Origin of the sequence: Cellvibrio sp. QJXJ, from assembly GCF_024452345.1 — a bacterium.
Classification (GTDB): Bacteria; Pseudomonadota; Gammaproteobacteria; order Pseudomonadales; family Cellvibrionaceae; genus Cellvibrio.
Map to the genome: position 1 here is coordinate 3,151,944 of NZ_CP101662.1, position 15,456 is coordinate 3,167,399.

General features: G+C 55.4%; 10 protein-coding genes. 1 reads left to right on the forward strand and 9 read right to left on the reverse strand.

Translation table 11 applies throughout. The annotated features are described in order from the left end of the window. Positions 1-121: 121 nt before the first annotated feature. From NNX04_RS13705 to NNX04_RS13735, 7 genes are all read right to left on the reverse strand, one after another. Positions 122-2,764, reverse strand: a complete 2,643-nt coding sequence (locus NNX04_RS13705; RefSeq protein ID WP_261946135.1) for a TonB-dependent receptor — start codon at positions 2,762-2,764, stop codon at positions 122-124. Positions 2,765-2,929: 165 nt separating this feature from the next. Further along, on the reverse strand, positions 2,930-3,679 hold the full coding sequence (locus NNX04_RS13710) for a ZIP family metal transporter (RefSeq protein WP_261946136.1): 750 nt from the start codon (positions 3,677-3,679) through the stop codon (positions 2,930-2,932). Beyond that, the gene (locus NNX04_RS13715) at positions 3,676-4,092 is read right to left on the reverse strand and encodes an acyl-CoA thioesterase (protein ID WP_007639355.1); all 417 of its coding nucleotides are present in this window, start codon (positions 4,090-4,092) and stop codon (positions 3,676-3,678) included. Before NNX04_RS13715 ends, NNX04_RS13710 begins: the two co-directional genes overlap by 4 nt. A gap of 9 nt (positions 4,093-4,101) precedes the next feature. Then, a complete protein-coding gene (locus NNX04_RS13720) occupies positions 4,102-4,902 on the reverse strand; it encodes a 2-keto-4-pentenoate hydratase (RefSeq protein WP_261946137.1) in 801 nt (266 codons plus the stop codon). Positions 4,903-5,024: 122 nt separating this feature from the next. Next, the gene (locus NNX04_RS13725) at positions 5,025-6,428 is read right to left on the reverse strand and encodes an HDOD domain-containing protein (protein ID WP_261946138.1); all 1,404 of its coding nucleotides are present in this window, start codon (positions 6,426-6,428) and stop codon (positions 5,025-5,027) included. Between the two features lie 308 nt (positions 6,429-6,736). Then, positions 6,737-8,866, reverse strand: a complete 2,130-nt coding sequence (gene recG, locus NNX04_RS13730) for an ATP-dependent DNA helicase RecG (RefSeq protein WP_261946139.1) — start codon at positions 8,864-8,866, stop codon at positions 6,737-6,739. Positions 8,867-8,878: 12 nt separating this feature from the next. Beyond that, positions 8,879-9,793, reverse strand: a complete 915-nt coding sequence (locus tag NNX04_RS13735) for a hydrogen peroxide-inducible genes activator (protein WP_007639348.1) — start codon at positions 9,791-9,793, stop codon at positions 8,879-8,881. Positions 9,794-9,937: 144 nt separating this feature from the next. Between NNX04_RS13735 and NNX04_RS13740 the strand changes: the two genes are divergently transcribed. Continuing rightward, positions 9,938-10,801: an SDR family oxidoreductase gene (locus NNX04_RS13740; RefSeq protein ID WP_261946140.1), complete on the forward strand. Its 864-nt coding sequence runs from the start codon at positions 9,938-9,940 to the stop codon at positions 10,799-10,801. Here the strand turns inward: NNX04_RS13740 and NNX04_RS13745 are convergent. Together NNX04_RS13745 and NNX04_RS13750 are read right to left on the reverse strand one after the other, a co-directional pair. Further along, the gene (locus NNX04_RS13745) at positions 10,798-11,589 is read right to left on the reverse strand and encodes a rhamnogalacturonan acetylesterase (RefSeq protein WP_261946141.1); all 792 of its coding nucleotides are present in this window, start codon (positions 11,587-11,589) and stop codon (positions 10,798-10,800) included. The two genes, NNX04_RS13740 and NNX04_RS13745, sit on opposite strands and share 4 nt — an antisense overlap. Before the next feature lie 140 nt (positions 11,590-11,729). Then, complete coding sequence (locus tag NNX04_RS13750; RefSeq protein ID WP_261946142.1) at positions 11,730-14,966, reverse strand: TonB-dependent receptor; 3,237 nt, start codon at positions 14,964-14,966, stop codon at positions 11,730-11,732. Positions 14,967-15,456: the final 490 nt, after the last annotated feature.

The window sequence follows — 15,456 nt, forward strand, 5'->3', positions numbered from 1 at the left end:
AGGGCTGAGCTGAAATGACCGCCCAGCCTGAAATTGGGAAATACAAACTTCGTCATACCCGCGAACACGGGTATCCATAAAATGCCTCTGGACTCCTGCGTTCGCAGGAGTGACGAATGGCTTAGAAACTGGCGCGCACCCCTAAGGAATAGGTGCTGCCGTAGTCGGTATAACTGCGGAATTCATCGCCCTGCACAAAGTCCTGCTGGGCTTGGTCGGTGATGTTGATACCTTCCACAAACACCGTGACATTGTCCGACAGGTCATAAGACGCGCTTAAATCCAGGGTGCCGAACTCCGCTTTGTTTTCCGAGGCGAGGCTGTTGGTGCCGATCTGGTTGAGTACACCATCGCGCCAGCTGTAGCTGAGGCGCAGGCCGAAGCCGTCCTTTTCATAAAAGGCGGTGATGTTGTAGCTGTTTTTGGCGACATCTTCCAACTCGCCTTTGACCGATTTGTCGTTGTCCACATAGACGGCGCTGGAGTCGGTCCAGGTGTAGTTGGCCTGCAAACCCAAGCCGTCAAAGGGCGCGGGCAGTTGGTCAAACACTTGTTGATAGGCCAGTTCCATCCCGGTGACTTCGGCGTTGGAGCCGTTCACCTTGGAGCTGAGTTCATAAACCACACCGTTGAACAGCAAATCCGACTTTTGGGTTTGGATAAAGGTTTCAATATCCTTGTAGAAGATACCGGCCGAGAGCGCGGTAACCTTGTCCAGATACCATTCCAGTGTCAGGTCATACTGCCAGGCTTCAAAGGGGTTGAGCAGCGGGTTACCGCCGGTGGCAGTATTAACATCGCCGGAGTTAAAGGTCAGGCGCGGAGCCATGTCTTGTAGATCCGGGCGGGTAATTACCTTGGCCACGGCAGCGCGGGTGAGTAAATCGTCAGTCCAGTTGAGCGAGAAGTTGGCCGAGGGCAGCACATCGGTATAGTCCTCGTCAAAGCTCACCGGCGTAGTCACACCGCCCACAGACGCATGACCGGACGAGGTCTGTTCAGTTTGGGCAACGCGCACACCAAGATTACCTTTGAGTGGCAAACCGCCCAGCTGGTGCTCCATATCCACCATTGCATAGGCGGAGGTGATGGTCTCGTCGATGCGGTAGGAATTGCGCAAATCGCCCGATGAGAGGGGCGCTGCCAAGTCGGTCGCGCTGGGGTAGTTGCTCCAGAATTTAGTTTCATCCGGCACCAGCCACAGGGTGGGGAATTCGCCTTTGGCATCGCCGAGGAAACCGCTCACCGGGAAGGGCTCAAAGTAGCTCTCGTCAAACACCTCACCTTCAATGCCATTGATCAACACCAGGTCGCGGCGGTCATAGTTGCGCGAGCGCTCACGCAGCTTGATGCCGCTGGTGAATTTGGTGAGACCGGCGACATTCAGCTCGCGCTCGGCATCAAACTTAATGGCCTGTTCTTCATCTTCCGCGCGAATAGTGCGCCACTCCAAACGGCGCCCCAGCCACTGCTCGGGGTCGGTCAGGTCAGCGTTTTGATAGGTGATGCTGGGCACCCAGTCGCCATCCACTTTGGGGAAGTAAAAATCAAACGCCACGCCGCTGGTGCGACGAAAACGGGTACGGATAATCGGGTCGGCATCTTCGCTGTCGGCGGTGGAGTGGAACAGGTCGCCGGAGAGTTTCCAGTTGCCCAGATAGAGCGCGCCGTTTAAGCCCAGTGCCAGGTTTTCGTCGTTGATGCCCGAACTTTCGCGGCCGATTTGCACCGCGCCATCGGTGGTGGAGCCACCAATCAAAGCGCCGTCACGAATCACTGCCGAACCGGGGGTGAGTTTGTTGAGGTTGTAATCCGCGCTGTAGGTGAATTCGTCGTAGTTCACCGTTTGATCGACGTAGAAAATGTCGAAGTTGACTTCGGCGATGTCACTCGGGCGCCATTGCAAGGCCGAAGCGATACCCATGCGCTCACGGTCTTCCAATTCCAGGGTCGGGCGAATGCCACCGGGGGTGATGATAGGGCCGGAATCAACCGCGCCATCGCCGTCTGTATCTATGCCAGCGGATTGGGTCCAACCAAAGTTGAGCGAACGATCCTGACGCACACTGCGCTCGGCGTAAGCGGCGGAAACCAGCGCGCCAAAGGTGTTGTCGCTGTTGCTCCAACTCGCCAAACCGGACAGGCGCGGGTCGGTTTTGTCAGCTAATTCCGCGTGGCTGGCTTGCAGCGAGCCGGTGTATTTGCTGCCGTCCAGATCCAACGGTTTGAAGGTTTTGATGTTGACCGTGCCGCCGATGGCGCCTTCATCCAAATCGGCGGTGGGGCTTTTGATCACTTCCACGCTGGAGACCAGCTCGGCGGGCAAGGTGTCAAAACGGAACTGACGGCCAAATTGCCCGGAGGTGCGCACGTTTTCGTTGACCGCCATGGCGCGGCTGTTGAGGCTGGTCACCTGAAAGTTGGAACCCAGACCACGCACCCGCACATACACACCTTCGCCACGGTCGCGCACCACTGCCACACCGGTCACGCGCTGCAAAGCTTCCGCGATATTTTGTGCAGGGAACTTACCGATATCTTCCGAGGCGATAGCATCCACCACGCCCACGGCGTTGCGCTTGGTATCCAACGCCGATTGCAAACTTCTGCTGTAACTACCCTGCACGACCACTTCTTCGAGCAGATCAGTTTGTGCGGCGCTAGTTTGGGCAACAGTGTTTTGGGAAAAAACAGAAAGGCTGGTCAAGGCAATACTGCCGATGGCAGCGGCCAATAAATTGCTAGGGAAAAATGGGGTTTTCATGAGTCTCTCTCTGGTTAGTGGTATTGGCCGCAAGGCCTCTGGCAACTACCAAGAGAGAGCTGGAACGAAAAAGGGGACACATTTTTTTATATTTTTAACGGCGCGTTCAATTCATCGTTTTTGTCATGCAACTGCAACTTGCCACTGGTTGAATAGCGCGTTTTTTTACGCTTCCAGCGCTTGTAACGCCACTGCCACCACAAAGCCCAGCGCCGCAATCAACCCTGACATTTCATGGGTTTCGGCAAAGGCTTCAGGGATCATGGTTTCCACCACCATCGCAAAAATACCGCCAGCGGCCACACAGGTGATCAGCGCTTTTACCTGCAGCGGAGCAGCGCCAAAAAACACCGCGCCCAGAATCGCAAATACACCCGAGCAAAACGCGATGCCGCCCCACAGGCGCAACATAAACCAGCCGCTGCGCCCGGCACGACGCATACCGGCGGTGCTGGATAGCGCCTCGGGAATATTGGAGATAAAAATTGCGGCGATGGTGGCCAAACTGAGTTTGCCTCCGCTCGCCACTAACAACCCTATGGCGATGGATTCCGGGATGCCGTCCAGCAGGGTGCCAGCGGCTATGGCAACACCGGTATTTTCCGCCGCCGGTTGCTGGGTGTGGGAGCGTTTGCGGTGTTTTACACCGGGGCTATTCAACCGATGATTCACCAGCGAGAACACCAGTGCGCCACCCATAAAACCACCGGCAATCCACAGCACACTGGCCTGCGCCAGCGCCTCGCCCACCAATTCAAAACTGAGCGCTGCAACCAGAATACCGCTGCCAAACGCCATGACATAGGCGACGGCTTTGGGCGGGAAGCGGATAAACCACCCCAAAAGCGCGCCGATTAACAGCGCACTGGAGGCGATAAAGCCCCAAAACCCCGCCTCCAGCCATGCCGGTATCACTGGGGGTCAAACCAGCAGCGCACATTGTCCGGCAGGGGCACGGATTTTCCGTCCACTGCACTCACCCACACCACTTTGGAATAGCCTTCAGCGGCGGGTGTATCCGGGTGGGACTGGGTGTAAACCAGGTACTTGACCATAAAGCTGGAGCGCCCCGGCTCACTCAAAAACACATCGATACGCAGCAGTTCCGGGTGGAAAATCGGGCGCATAAAGGTGCAGCCAATAGTGACCACCACCGGGTGGGTATCACTTTTGAGTGGTAGGCCTTTTTCCAGCATCCACTGGAAACGCGCCTCTTCAAAATAGCGAAAGTAGAGGGTGTTATTCACATGGCCATAGGCGTCCATATCGCCCCAGCGCACCGGAATCTGGCAGGAATAAAAAGGTTTAACAGCGGTTTCGTTACTCATAATGGCTCCTTAGTTTGCCTTCCTTGGGGTAAAACTGACTTCCATACTACCCAGACCAGCATAGTCGATCTTGATCGCGCTATTCACCGGTACTTCAATCACGCCGGCATAGGAACCGGTAATCACCGCCTGCCCGGCCACTATGCCCTCGCCGCGGCTGCGCAGAAATTCCGCCAGCCAGTAGAGCGGCGCACGCGGATGGGTATTGGGGTGCTGGCCCTGGCGCTCAATTATTTCGCCGTTGGCGCAGGTCATAATCACGGTAAAACTGCTGGCGCTACGCGCGTTGCGGGAATCCACTTGCGGGCCGATAAACAGGCCCTGATTCACCAAACCGTCGGCGAGCATTTCGGGGAATTCACAGCTGGACGGATCGGTGTAGCGGCTGTTGATCAGCTCCAGCGCCATGTGGGTGCGGGCGATGGCGGCATCCACCTCCTCCGGGGTATAGGGTTCAGGGCGCGGGGGCAGATCCCGCCCAAAGAAAAATGCCAGTTCCGGTTCGATGCGCGCACGCTCGCCCTCTGCTGTCGTTTTAGTCCACAGGCTCACCGGCGGAACCGAATCGATAGTGCGGGTATAAATGGGGCCGACGATCAGTTTGTCCTCCGGCGGCAACAGGCATTTCCAACCGACAATGCTGTCGTCCATTTGCTCGCACCACTGCTCGCTCACGGCAGCCTGGATCGCCAGCGCCTGTTCAATGTTTTGCGGGCGACAGGAGGGCGCCAAACGCTCCCCCTGGGTTCCGGCAATACGCCGTGCAACTAGTACTTTTGCTGCCTCGGCGGCAGGGAATAATTCGGTCATGGGCTCTCTCGCTGGTTGATGGGGTGTGGCTCTTATCGCCGGCCACTAAAAACAGTTTCACTATAAACAAAAAACCCCTCGCAAAAGGGGTTTTGATCACGCAGTTTTAGACTGGCGCCGCACTAGTGGTGGGGCGCCAGTTCGTTCGCGATGTGCTTTAAATCGTCGCTGCTCTCAATAATATTGGCCACCGTGGTGTAGGCCTTTTCCGGATCCAAATGCAGGTCTTCAAACACTTGTGCGGGAATCTCCAGCTTGGGGCCACGGCCGATGTTGTGTTGGTGCAACAATCGCTGGGCGACAAAAATCAACTTGGCGTATGCAGCATATTCACCCTGGTAATGCGGGTTGGCCTGATAGCGCAACCCAACCACGACTTCCTCCGGCATTGACCAGAGCGACATCAGTGAAGCCGCCAATTGCTCGCGGGTAATACCCAGTAAATGGCGTTCAATAACCTGATGCTCAACATGGGGGTTGGCATCGGCCAATTCACAGTAGTTGTGGAAGTAAGGCGGAAACACTTCCGCCAGAATCAGATAACCGAAGTTGTGCAACAGGCCACAAAGGTAGGCCATGCCAAAACTGGGGCGGTGATCACGCGGGATTGCCGTCACCAAACCTTCAATAGTGGCCGCCATGTATACCGCTTGTTGCCAGTAAGGCAGTGCACCATGCGGGCCTTCTTTGGGAATGGTCATGGCCTTGCCAAGGGACAAACCCAGTGCGAGGTTGAGTACCATGTCAAACCCCAGCACACGCACTATGGCATCGTGGATGGATTTGATTTTTCCCGGCGCAGAATAATAGGGAGATGCCGCCCAGCTGACGACCTGCGCTGCGAGGCTCGGGTCAGTCTCCACGATTTGTGCCAAATCACTGATATCCGCATTGGGGTTCACCCGCAATTTGATGATGCGCTGGGCGGTATCGGATAAGGGCGGTAATTCCAGAGTTTCTTCCAGGCGCTGCTTGATACGCAGTTGGGTGAAATTACGTACCGCACCCAGAATCTGCTCGCTGTCGGTGATGCTGGTATCGTCTACCTCCAAAGGTTCAAGCGGCACGGCTATATCGCAAACCGTCGCGTCTTCCATAATTTGCTGAAATTCTTCGCGGGTAAAACGCAGCAACTGCTGTTCATCGCCCGAGTCCGCCAGTAATTCACTGCGCTCAATCAGGCTGCGGTCAATCAGGGTCAACAGCCCAGCTAACTTGGGTAGCGCCGGGATGGACTGTAAATTGTGAGAGAGGCAAAACTTGTGAATGTCTTCCGGCTTGGCCGCGTGAAGTTCACGCCCCAGTTGGCGGTTAACGGCCTTGAGATCCAACAGGCGGTCAGCGGCATAAATCACCTGCACACGGCCTTTGGCGTCTTGCAATATTACGGATTTGGCTGCGCTCATAGTGCGTAAATGCTGGTCATGCCAAAGTGCTCTCTCATTCTCATCGAGTGGCACCTCAGACACCTGATAATGCACATTCTGTTTATTGAGCAATGACTGAACACTGGAAGGGACTGGCACGACCTACTCCTCTCATTGACGATAACTGATTGATATACATAGGGTTAGGTGAATCCTGACCTTCTTGTAAGGGGGAGTGTAAAGCAGGAAAATCATTTCTCATATAGCGCAGGGAAGATTTGTTAACTCGCCATACGCATCCCGCCTACCGCTTTCAAGCATAGTCGAGTTTTGCAAGCCACAATGACAATCGGACAGATAAAAGAAATAAATGCGCCAGAAAAACGACTATTTTTAGCCACAAGATGAAACATACGCCAATCTGCCAAAAAACGTGATACATGTCACAATTTGACTTGCAGTGGGTATCACACCTGCAGGTAGCGCTGATTATTGCCGAGCCACCGCACCACTAGCTGCTCGCAGACTTGCGGGTAATCGCTCATCAACAGCAGGGCCGCATCCTTCACCTGGGGGAGCAAATGGCCATCGCGCTGCAGGTCGGCGATTTTGAATTGCATTTCACCCGTTTGACGGGTGCCCAGCACTTCGCCAGGGCCGCGCAGTTCAAGATCCTGTTCGGCGATATAAAAACCGTCACTACTTTCGCGCATCACCCGCAAGCGCTCGCGCCCGTTGTGAGATAACGGCGAGCCATACAAGAGTACACAGTGGCTAGCGGCCGACCCGCGCCCCACTCGCCCGCGCAGTTGGTGCAACTGGGCGAGACCGAGGCGCTCGGGGTTTTCGATAATCATCAAACTGGCGTTGGGTACATCCACCCCTACTTCAATCACCGTGGTCGCCACCAGCAGATCCAGCTGATTGGCTTTAAAGGCCGCCATCACCGCCTCTTTTTCCGCGGGTTTCAAGCGCCCGTGGATTAGCCCAATACGCAGCTGTGGCAGGGATTCGGTGAGGTTCGCCGCCGTTGCCTCGGCCGCCTGGGCCTCCAGCGCTTCGGACTCTTCGATGAGCGTACACACCCAATAAGCCTGCCGACCCTGCTCGCAAGCCAAACGTACCCGCTCAACCACTTCCTCGCGGCGATTATCGCTAATCACCACAGTGGTGATGGGCGTTCTTCCGGGCGGCAGCTCATCGATCACCGAGCAGTCCAAATCGGCATAGGCGCTCATCGCCAAGGTACGCGGGATGGGGGTAGCGGTCATGATCAACTGATGGGGGCGCAATAGCCCGGAGCGGTGCTGTTCGCTGCTATTAGTACCTTTTTCGGAGAGTGTTAGCCGCTGATGCACGCCAAATCGATGCTGTTCATCAATCACAATCAAACCCAAGTTGGCAAAACTCACCGCCTCCTGAAACAGCGCGTGAGTGCCAACCACCACCTGCGCCTCACCGCTGGCAATCGCCGCCAATTGGTGGCGGCGCTCCGCCACTTTGAGTTTGCCGGTGAGCCAACCGAGCTGGATACCCAGCGGCTCCAGCCATTTGCCAAAGTTGAGGCGATGCTGTTCGGCAAGGATTTCGGTGGGCGCCATAATCGCCGCCTGTTTGCCCGCCGATACCGCTGCCAGCGCCGCCAGTGCCGCCACTACGGTTTTACCCGAGCCGACATCGCCCTGCACCAAGCGCAACATGGGAATCGGTTTAGCCAAGTCAGCGGCGATTTCACCCACCACCCGGCGCTGGGCACGGGTCAGGTCAAACCCCAAACCGGCAACAAACCGCTGCTGCAAGGCGGCATCCAGCTTCAAACGGGCAGCGCCATCAGCCTGGGTTTCGCGGCGCAGCAATAACAAACTCAGATGATGGGCAAGCAGTTCCTCAAACGCCAACCGCTCTTGGTAAGGGTGTTCGCCAGCCATTAACTGCTGGATATTGGCGCTGGTGGGCGGCTGATGCAGGTAGCGCAGCGCCTCGGCCAGCGGCACCTGATTGAGCTGGCGGCGCACCACCTCGGGCAGCAATTCTTTCAGCGCGTGTTTGTCCAGCCAGGTCAATGCCTGCACTGCCAGCGAGCGCAGGCGCGGTTGGGTCAAGCCTTCGGTGGCGGGGTAAATCGGGGTGAGCGACTGCTCCAGCGGCAAGGGCGCAGCGCTATCCAGCTCGTCGTATTCGGGGTGGTACATCTCCAAACCCGCGGCGCCGCGGCGTGTCTCACCAAAAATACGCAGGCGTGTGCCCTGCACCAACCGCTGTTTTTGCGCATTGTTGAAGTGATAAAAACGCAGGGTAATAGTGCCAGTGCCGTCCTGCACCTTGCATACCAGACTGCGGCGCTTGCCAAATACCACGTCGCAGGCGCGCACCTCCGCCTCCAACACCGCATTGATATTGGGCTGTAGCGCACCAATCGGCGTAATACGGGTGCGATCCAAATAGCGCAGAGGCAGGTGGAGCAGAATATCTTGTACGCTAAACAGGCCTATCTTCGCCAATTTAGCCGCTAAAATGGCACCAACCCCCTTAATCGCGGTGACCGGGATCTGGTCGAGAGTTTTACTGGTATTGATGGCTATGCTCACATTGGACATCAAAGATCATGCCTAATGGCGACAGGCCTTGATCGCCGTGCGCAGCGCGTCAATCGCTTTATGGCGGGGGAAACTCGCGCGCCAAGCCAAGGCCACAGTGCGGCTGGGTGAAGGTTCGGTAAAGGGGCGAGTGACCAGTACTTCGGCGCTGTAGAGTGAACTTTCAGCGGCAGACGCGGGCAGAATGGTCAGGCCGAGACCCGAGGCCACCATGTGGCGCAGGGTTTCAAGGGAACTGCCCTCGGCGGCGGTGCGCACGTTGCTGCTATTGGCGCTGGCTTCGGCGCTGTGTTGCAGGCTCGGGCAGGTGGTGAGCACCTGATCGCGGAAGCAATGGCCTTCGCCGAGCAATAACAGCTGCTCGCTATTGAGATCGAGCGGGTCGATGGCGGTTTTGGCGGCGAGGGGGTGATCCTTGGGCATCAATACCACAAAGGGTTCGTCGTACAGCGCCTGGGTGACTACGTCCGGTTCCACAAATGGCAGGGCGACAATAATCACATCCAGCTCGCCATTGCGCAGTTTTTTACGCAGGTTGTGGGTATAACCCTCCTCCACATAGAGCGGCATTTTGCTCGCCAGCTGTTGCAGGTGGGGAATAAACTTGGGCAACAAGTAAGGCCCAATGGTGAAAATCGCACCCACCGACAGCGGGCTGCTGAGCTGGTCTTTACCGGCGTCGGCCAGGTCTTTAATCGCCGCCGTTTGCTCCAGCACTAAATTGGCCTGGGCGACAATTTGTTCGCCGAGTGGCGTGGGCTGCACCCGCGACTTGGTGCGTTCAAACAGGGCTACCCCCAGCTCGTCCTCCAGCTTTTTCACCGCAATACTCAAGGTGGGCTGGCTGACATAACAGCGGTCGGCGGCGCGGCCAAAATGTTGTTCCTGGGCAAGGGTGACTATGTAGCGCAGTTCGGTCAGGGTCATAATACAGCTCCGCAGGATGGGCTTTTTTAAAAAGCGAGGGGCGTTTCTTGGAATAGCCTAAAACTATCAGATAAGCAACATTTATCAAATACTAATTAACGCAACTTCACACCATCGCACCATCACCCCAATGAAACCGAACCTATGAATGAACCTGTGTTGAGTGAAAAGTTATTAATTATCGGCTGCGGCGATATAGGCCAGCGCCTCGCACAGCAACTGGCGCCGCGCGGCTATGACATAACCGGCCTGCGCCGCCGCGCTTGCAGCGACCTGCCCTACCTCGGCTATCGTCAGTGCGATGTCACCCAGGCCGGGCAACTGGCGCCGATTCTGGCTGAGGGTTTTGACGTGATTGTGATCAGCATGACGCCCGCCGAGCGCAGCGATGCGGGCTATCAACAAGCCTATGTGCAGAGCTGCCAGCAGTTGGTTGTCGGGCTAAAACAACAGACACACACACCGCGCCTGATCCTCTTTGTGTCCAGCACGGCGGTTTACGGCCAAAACGATGGCAGCTGGGTGGATGAAACATCGCCCACCCAGCCCGAGAGCTTTAGCGGTCAACGATTACTGGAAGCGGAGCAAACCCTGCTTAATAGCGGATATAACAGCAGTATCCTGCGTTTTAGCGGCATTTACGGTCCCGGCAGGAATCGCTTGATTGAGCAGGTGATCAACCACCGCGCCTCCGCCAGCCCTCATTACACCAATCGCATCCACGTTGAGGATTGCGCCGGGGTGCTCGCCCACCTGATCGAATTGGCCAAAGTTCAAGCGCTGGAGCCGGTTTATCTGGCCACGGATTCCAGCCCCAGCCCCATGGTGGAAGTCGTTAGCTGGATCGCCCTGCAACTTGGGATTAGCGACTTTTTGGCTGCCGATGCCGTCAACGAACGCGGCAATAAACGCATCAGCAACCAGCGCTTACTCAGCACTGGCTACGTACTGCGCTACCCGGATTTCAGGCTGGGCTATCGCGAGTTAATCGCCGACTATCGCCACTAATGGGCGGGTTGGAGGAGCGGAATCAATCCATCCACAACCAGTTTGGCGGTGACGGCAGCGCCCTCGGGCTGGAAGTGGGTATTGTCCTTGAGGCCGTCGGGATAGGCCGGATACTTGCCGGCGGGCAAGTTCATAAAATAATGGCTGCTGACGTAGGCTTCGCCCTTGGCGCTAAAAAATTCAGCCGATAACAAACCCAAATCCAGCAGCGGTACCGCTAACTCCTGCGCCACGTCCCGGGCGGCGGCGGGATAGTCGCCGTGCGCATTGCCCAATTTACCCTCCATCCAAGGGTAATTGCGGCTCACCGGGGTAAGCACTACCGGCCGTGCTTGTCGCTCCCGAGCCTGCTGCACAAACAAGCGCAAATACTGTTTATAGGCGGCGATGTTGGTGTAGCGCTCGGTTTTGTCGACGGCGGCATCGTTGTGGCCAAACTGTATCAATACCCAATCACCCGGCTGCAGGTTGCGATAAATTTCATCCCACCGCCCCTCTTCAAAAAAAGTCCGTGTGCTGCGCCCACCGCGCGCTTTATTCGCCACAAGCAGTTGTTTTGCACCAAAGAGCTGCTGGCGCTGCGCCACTGGCAGCACATCAAGTTGCGCCTGCAACGCCTGGCCCCAGCCGGTGACCGGGTGGCGCTTGGCTTGATAGTCTTCATTCAAGGTGTGGTCAGCGGCGGTGGAATCCGAGGCGATATAAATAGTGCTACTACTGGTCTTGGGCAATTGACTGCAACCGCCCACGACTAAACACAGGCTCATCAACACAACATAAATTTTCACGGACTACTCCTGGTTGTTAAAAAAACCGGAGCACAGGGCTCCGGAAAGGGTCATTGGCATCATGACAACAGCGGGGAAACTGCCGGCTTACACCGGCAGGTGGTACTTTCAATTACCTAAACACAATCACCTGAGCGGGCTTAGAACTTGTAGCGCGCACCCAGGTAGTACTGACGGCCCGTATGCGAGTATCTGAGCGGGGTCATTAACTCGGAGTTATCGTAACGGTCGTCAAACTCATCGGTCAGATTGATGGCTTCAAAGGTCATGGTCAGCTGGTCGCTCAACTTGTACGACATATTAAAATCGTAGTTAGTGGTCGCTTGCTTACCCTGCACATCAGCGGTGTAGACATCATTACCATCCAAATCAAAACCCAGCTCGGGCACCAGAATGCCGGTCAGGTAGCGGTCGCGATAGGAAGTGGAGATACGCGCACTGAAGGTGCCATCGTCATAGTAGAAGGTGGCGTTATAGGATTTGGGCGACATATTCACTAGATCATTGGTCTTGTACACCGTGGTGACTTCACGGGTAGTGCTGTTCACCGAACTGCTTTCCACATAATCCAGTTCCGACTCCACCTGGGTGTAGTTTGCCTGGAAACCAAAGTTCTGCCACAGGCCGGGCAGGAAGGTGAACGGCTGCTGATAAGTCAACTCAAAGCCCTGCAGCGGACCGCCGGGGGTGTTGTAGTAGCTCTGTACACTGAAGGATTCATTGCCATCAAACCCTTCCGGCAGTAGTTCCACTGGCCAGCCGGTCTGGTCCCAGGTTTGCACCTGACGCACGCGCTGGATATAGCTCTTGATGTCCTTGTAAAACACCGCTGCCGACAGCAATGCACCCTCGGAGAAATACCATTCCGCACCCAAGTCGTAGGTATCAGCGCGGTAGGGGTTTACCTGGGGGTTGCCCGCATTGATGCTGTAGAGCGCATCGTCATTGCTATAGGTGCTGGGGTTACCGCTGATGGTGGGCGACAAGTGGTTGAGGTTAGGGCGCGCCATGGTCTTAGCCGCGCCAAACCGCAGTACCACATCCTCGGCCAGATCCCAGGCGAGGTTGATGGAGGGCAGCCAATCGTCGTAGTCATGGGTCGCCTCAATCGGTAAGTAATAACGCATACCCGGGGTCGCCGTTGCACTGGCGATACCGTAAAACTCCTCACTGCCCTCACAATTATTGTCGCCCGCCGGGATGGCCGGAATAGCAGGTGTAGTGTCTGTGGCCGGTACCGCGCGCACGCCGGGACAGGTCACATAACCGGAGGAGGTAATATTGGTTTTGCTGTAGCGTGTGCCCAGGTTGCCGCGCAGGTCGCGATCCCAAAGATTGGCGGTAAAATCGATTTGGAAATAGGCGCCGTAGGTTTCTTCGTTCACGTCATAATTATTGCCCGAAGCACCAAAGTGACCAACGCTGGCCAGGGTGTAGTTACCGCCGGGTTGCCCGTTATCCTCATTGTTGTAGATGCCGAGCAGATCAGCGACCTGGCCAAAGTCGGGTACCAGCCAGCTGTCCACTGCACCATCCAACCCTTTGCCATAACCATCCAATACTTCACTGATATCGGCAACTGTCACCCCGCTGGGCAGGGCTTGGGGCAAGAGGCCATAACTCAGATGGCGGAACTCCTGCGAGCGCATGGTGTAATCCTTGTAATTGACACCTGCGGTAAATTTCACCGCGTCATTCAGGTCGTAACTTAAATCGACCTTAGCCGTATCAAAGGTGTTATCCACATACATTGGGTTCAAACGCACTTCGCTGATATTGGAACCACGCGCCGAACCGTTGGAGTTTACGGGTACTTCGCCGTAACCCAGCCAGTCCCAGTTGTTGCTGTCCGTCAAGTCAAAGGGGAATACCATCGTGGGTTCTTTGAAACTCTGGCGCGCATCCCATACAAAACCGTCAAGGTCGGTATTGTCGAGGGTAATCAGCGAGTTGACCGGGCGCTCGTAATTGGACTCGGAAGTACCCACAATCGCATCCAGACGCAACTGGTCGTTAAACTCATGCTCCATGCTCAGGCTGTACTGCGCAAACTCGGTAGTTTCTTCAAACATCGCCGATTCGGTGCGGAAATCCACGTTATCCATCACCGCGTAAGTCAGGCGATTCAGTGAATCCTTCTCTGCTTCACGCACGACAATCTGGGTTTTACCCCCCAAATTTACCGCGCGATGCAGGTTGACCCCCAGGGTATCCTCGCGCTGGTTTTTTTCGTAATTGGAGTAAAGGATATCCAGGTTAAACAGCGTGGAATCACTCGGCTGGAATTGGAAAGCCGCGGTCACACCCAAGCGGCTCAAGTCATGCTCCTGACGGCGCCAGCCAGGGTAGCGCGGGTGCCAGGATTCCGTTGCGGTTTCATAGGCGGCGATATTTTCCGGCGTATTGGCCGGGCGCGGCAGGCCTGTGGCACAGTTGTTCTCATCGATACCAAAAGTGCCGTAGCCGTTATTGCGATTGAGGTTGGCTGCACTGCCGGTTTCATTGCTAATCGGGTTGCGCGGCGTTTGGGGGTCATAGCCCACTGGCGAGCAAAAACCGTACATATTGTTCGGATTGGAAGTTCCCGTTACCGGGCGCCCAACATTGGAATTTCCGCTGGTACCAAAACCATTGCCCCAGTCAAAGCGCACCGGGTTGAAGCCCTCTTCCAAAATTTCCCGCTCGCTGTAAGACAGCGACATCAAAGCACCAAAACGGCCATCCTCGGTTTTATTGCTGATCAATCCAGAGAAACGGGGGTCGGTGCTTTCACTCAGTTCGTTGTAACCACCCTGGGCGCTGGCTGAAAATTGAAAGCCATCAAAATCAAAGGGGCGCGATCCGCGTAAATCCACGGTAGACCCCAAAGAACCCTCATCGATTTGAGCTGATTGGGTTTTATTCACCTTCACCTCACTAAAGAGTTCGGAGGCGAAGGTATTGAAATCAAAGCCGCGACTGCGGTTGGGACCGTTGGAGCCCTGCCCGGCGGTGGACAAGGCCTCCAGGCCATTGATGCGTACCCGGGTAAAATCCGAACCCAAACCGCGGATCGAAATCTGGCGCCCTTCGCCACCATCGCGGTCAATAGAGACGCCGGCAATGCGCTGCATGGATTCCGCCAGGTTCATATCGGGGAATTTACCTATATCTTCAGCAACAATCGCATCCACCTGGGTGGTGCTATTGCGCTTGATATCCAGTGCTTGCGCCAAACTGGCGCGGTAGCTACCGGTTACTACCACTTCTTCCAAATCTTTATTGTTCTCTTGCGCAAATACAGCCGGAGCACTCGCTGCACAGGCAATGGCAACTGCCAGCAATTTTTGGTGATAGGTGTGAGTTGTGGCCGCAGGGGCCTTGTCTTTGTTGAACACAGCGTGATCTCCCTCATTATCTTTATGGTTTTGGTATCAATCATTAACTTCATCAATCACAACCCCCGAGAATAATGCTTAAAACTATTCCCGGATGATGCTAACTCGAAAAAGCTAAGTTTTAGTATAAAAGACCATTTGATAAAAAGAGTCAACAGCTTGGAGGTTGGTCGCAAAATAAGGCGCCAAACAGGAAACATATCCTAAAAATGGGGCTTTTATATTAAGTGGAATTTGAAACAAGGCGGCGAGCGATCCATTTAATGGAGCTAATTTGATTAGCACGCAATTTTTGTCATCTATCGGGTTATTCAGCCATGTTCTTTACTTACGGCACAAGTGAAAACGATTACATATTGTGCGATGGCAAAACTGATCAAGTTACATGGGGAACAAGGTCACAACTGGCGCCAATATCAACATAACAGAGCAGGTTTTTTCCTTAGTTGCCGCAAACGAATTTACTGGTAGGGCAGATTTGCTACCTGCC

Coding starts and splice junctions, on each gene's coding strand:
- recG (WP_261946139.1), bottom strand. CDS start 8,866: ATGTCCAATGTGAGCATAGCCATCAATACCAGTAAAACTCTCGACCAG.
- NNX04_RS13705 (WP_261946135.1), bottom strand. CDS start 2,764: ATGAAAACCCCATTTTTCCCTAGCAATTTATTGGCCGCTGCCATCGGC.
- NNX04_RS13740 (WP_261946140.1), top strand. CDS start 9,938: ATGAATGAACCTGTGTTGAGTGAAAAGTTATTAATTATCGGCTGCGGC.
- NNX04_RS13720 (WP_261946137.1), bottom strand. CDS start 4,902: ATGACCGAATTATTCCCTGCCGCCGAGGCAGCAAAAGTACTAGTTGCA.
- NNX04_RS13735 (WP_007639348.1), bottom strand. CDS start 9,793: ATGACCCTGACCGAACTGCGCTACATAGTCACCCTTGCCCAGGAACAA.
- NNX04_RS13715 (WP_007639355.1), bottom strand. CDS start 4,092: ATGAGTAACGAAACCGCTGTTAAACCTTTTTATTCCTGCCAGATTCCG.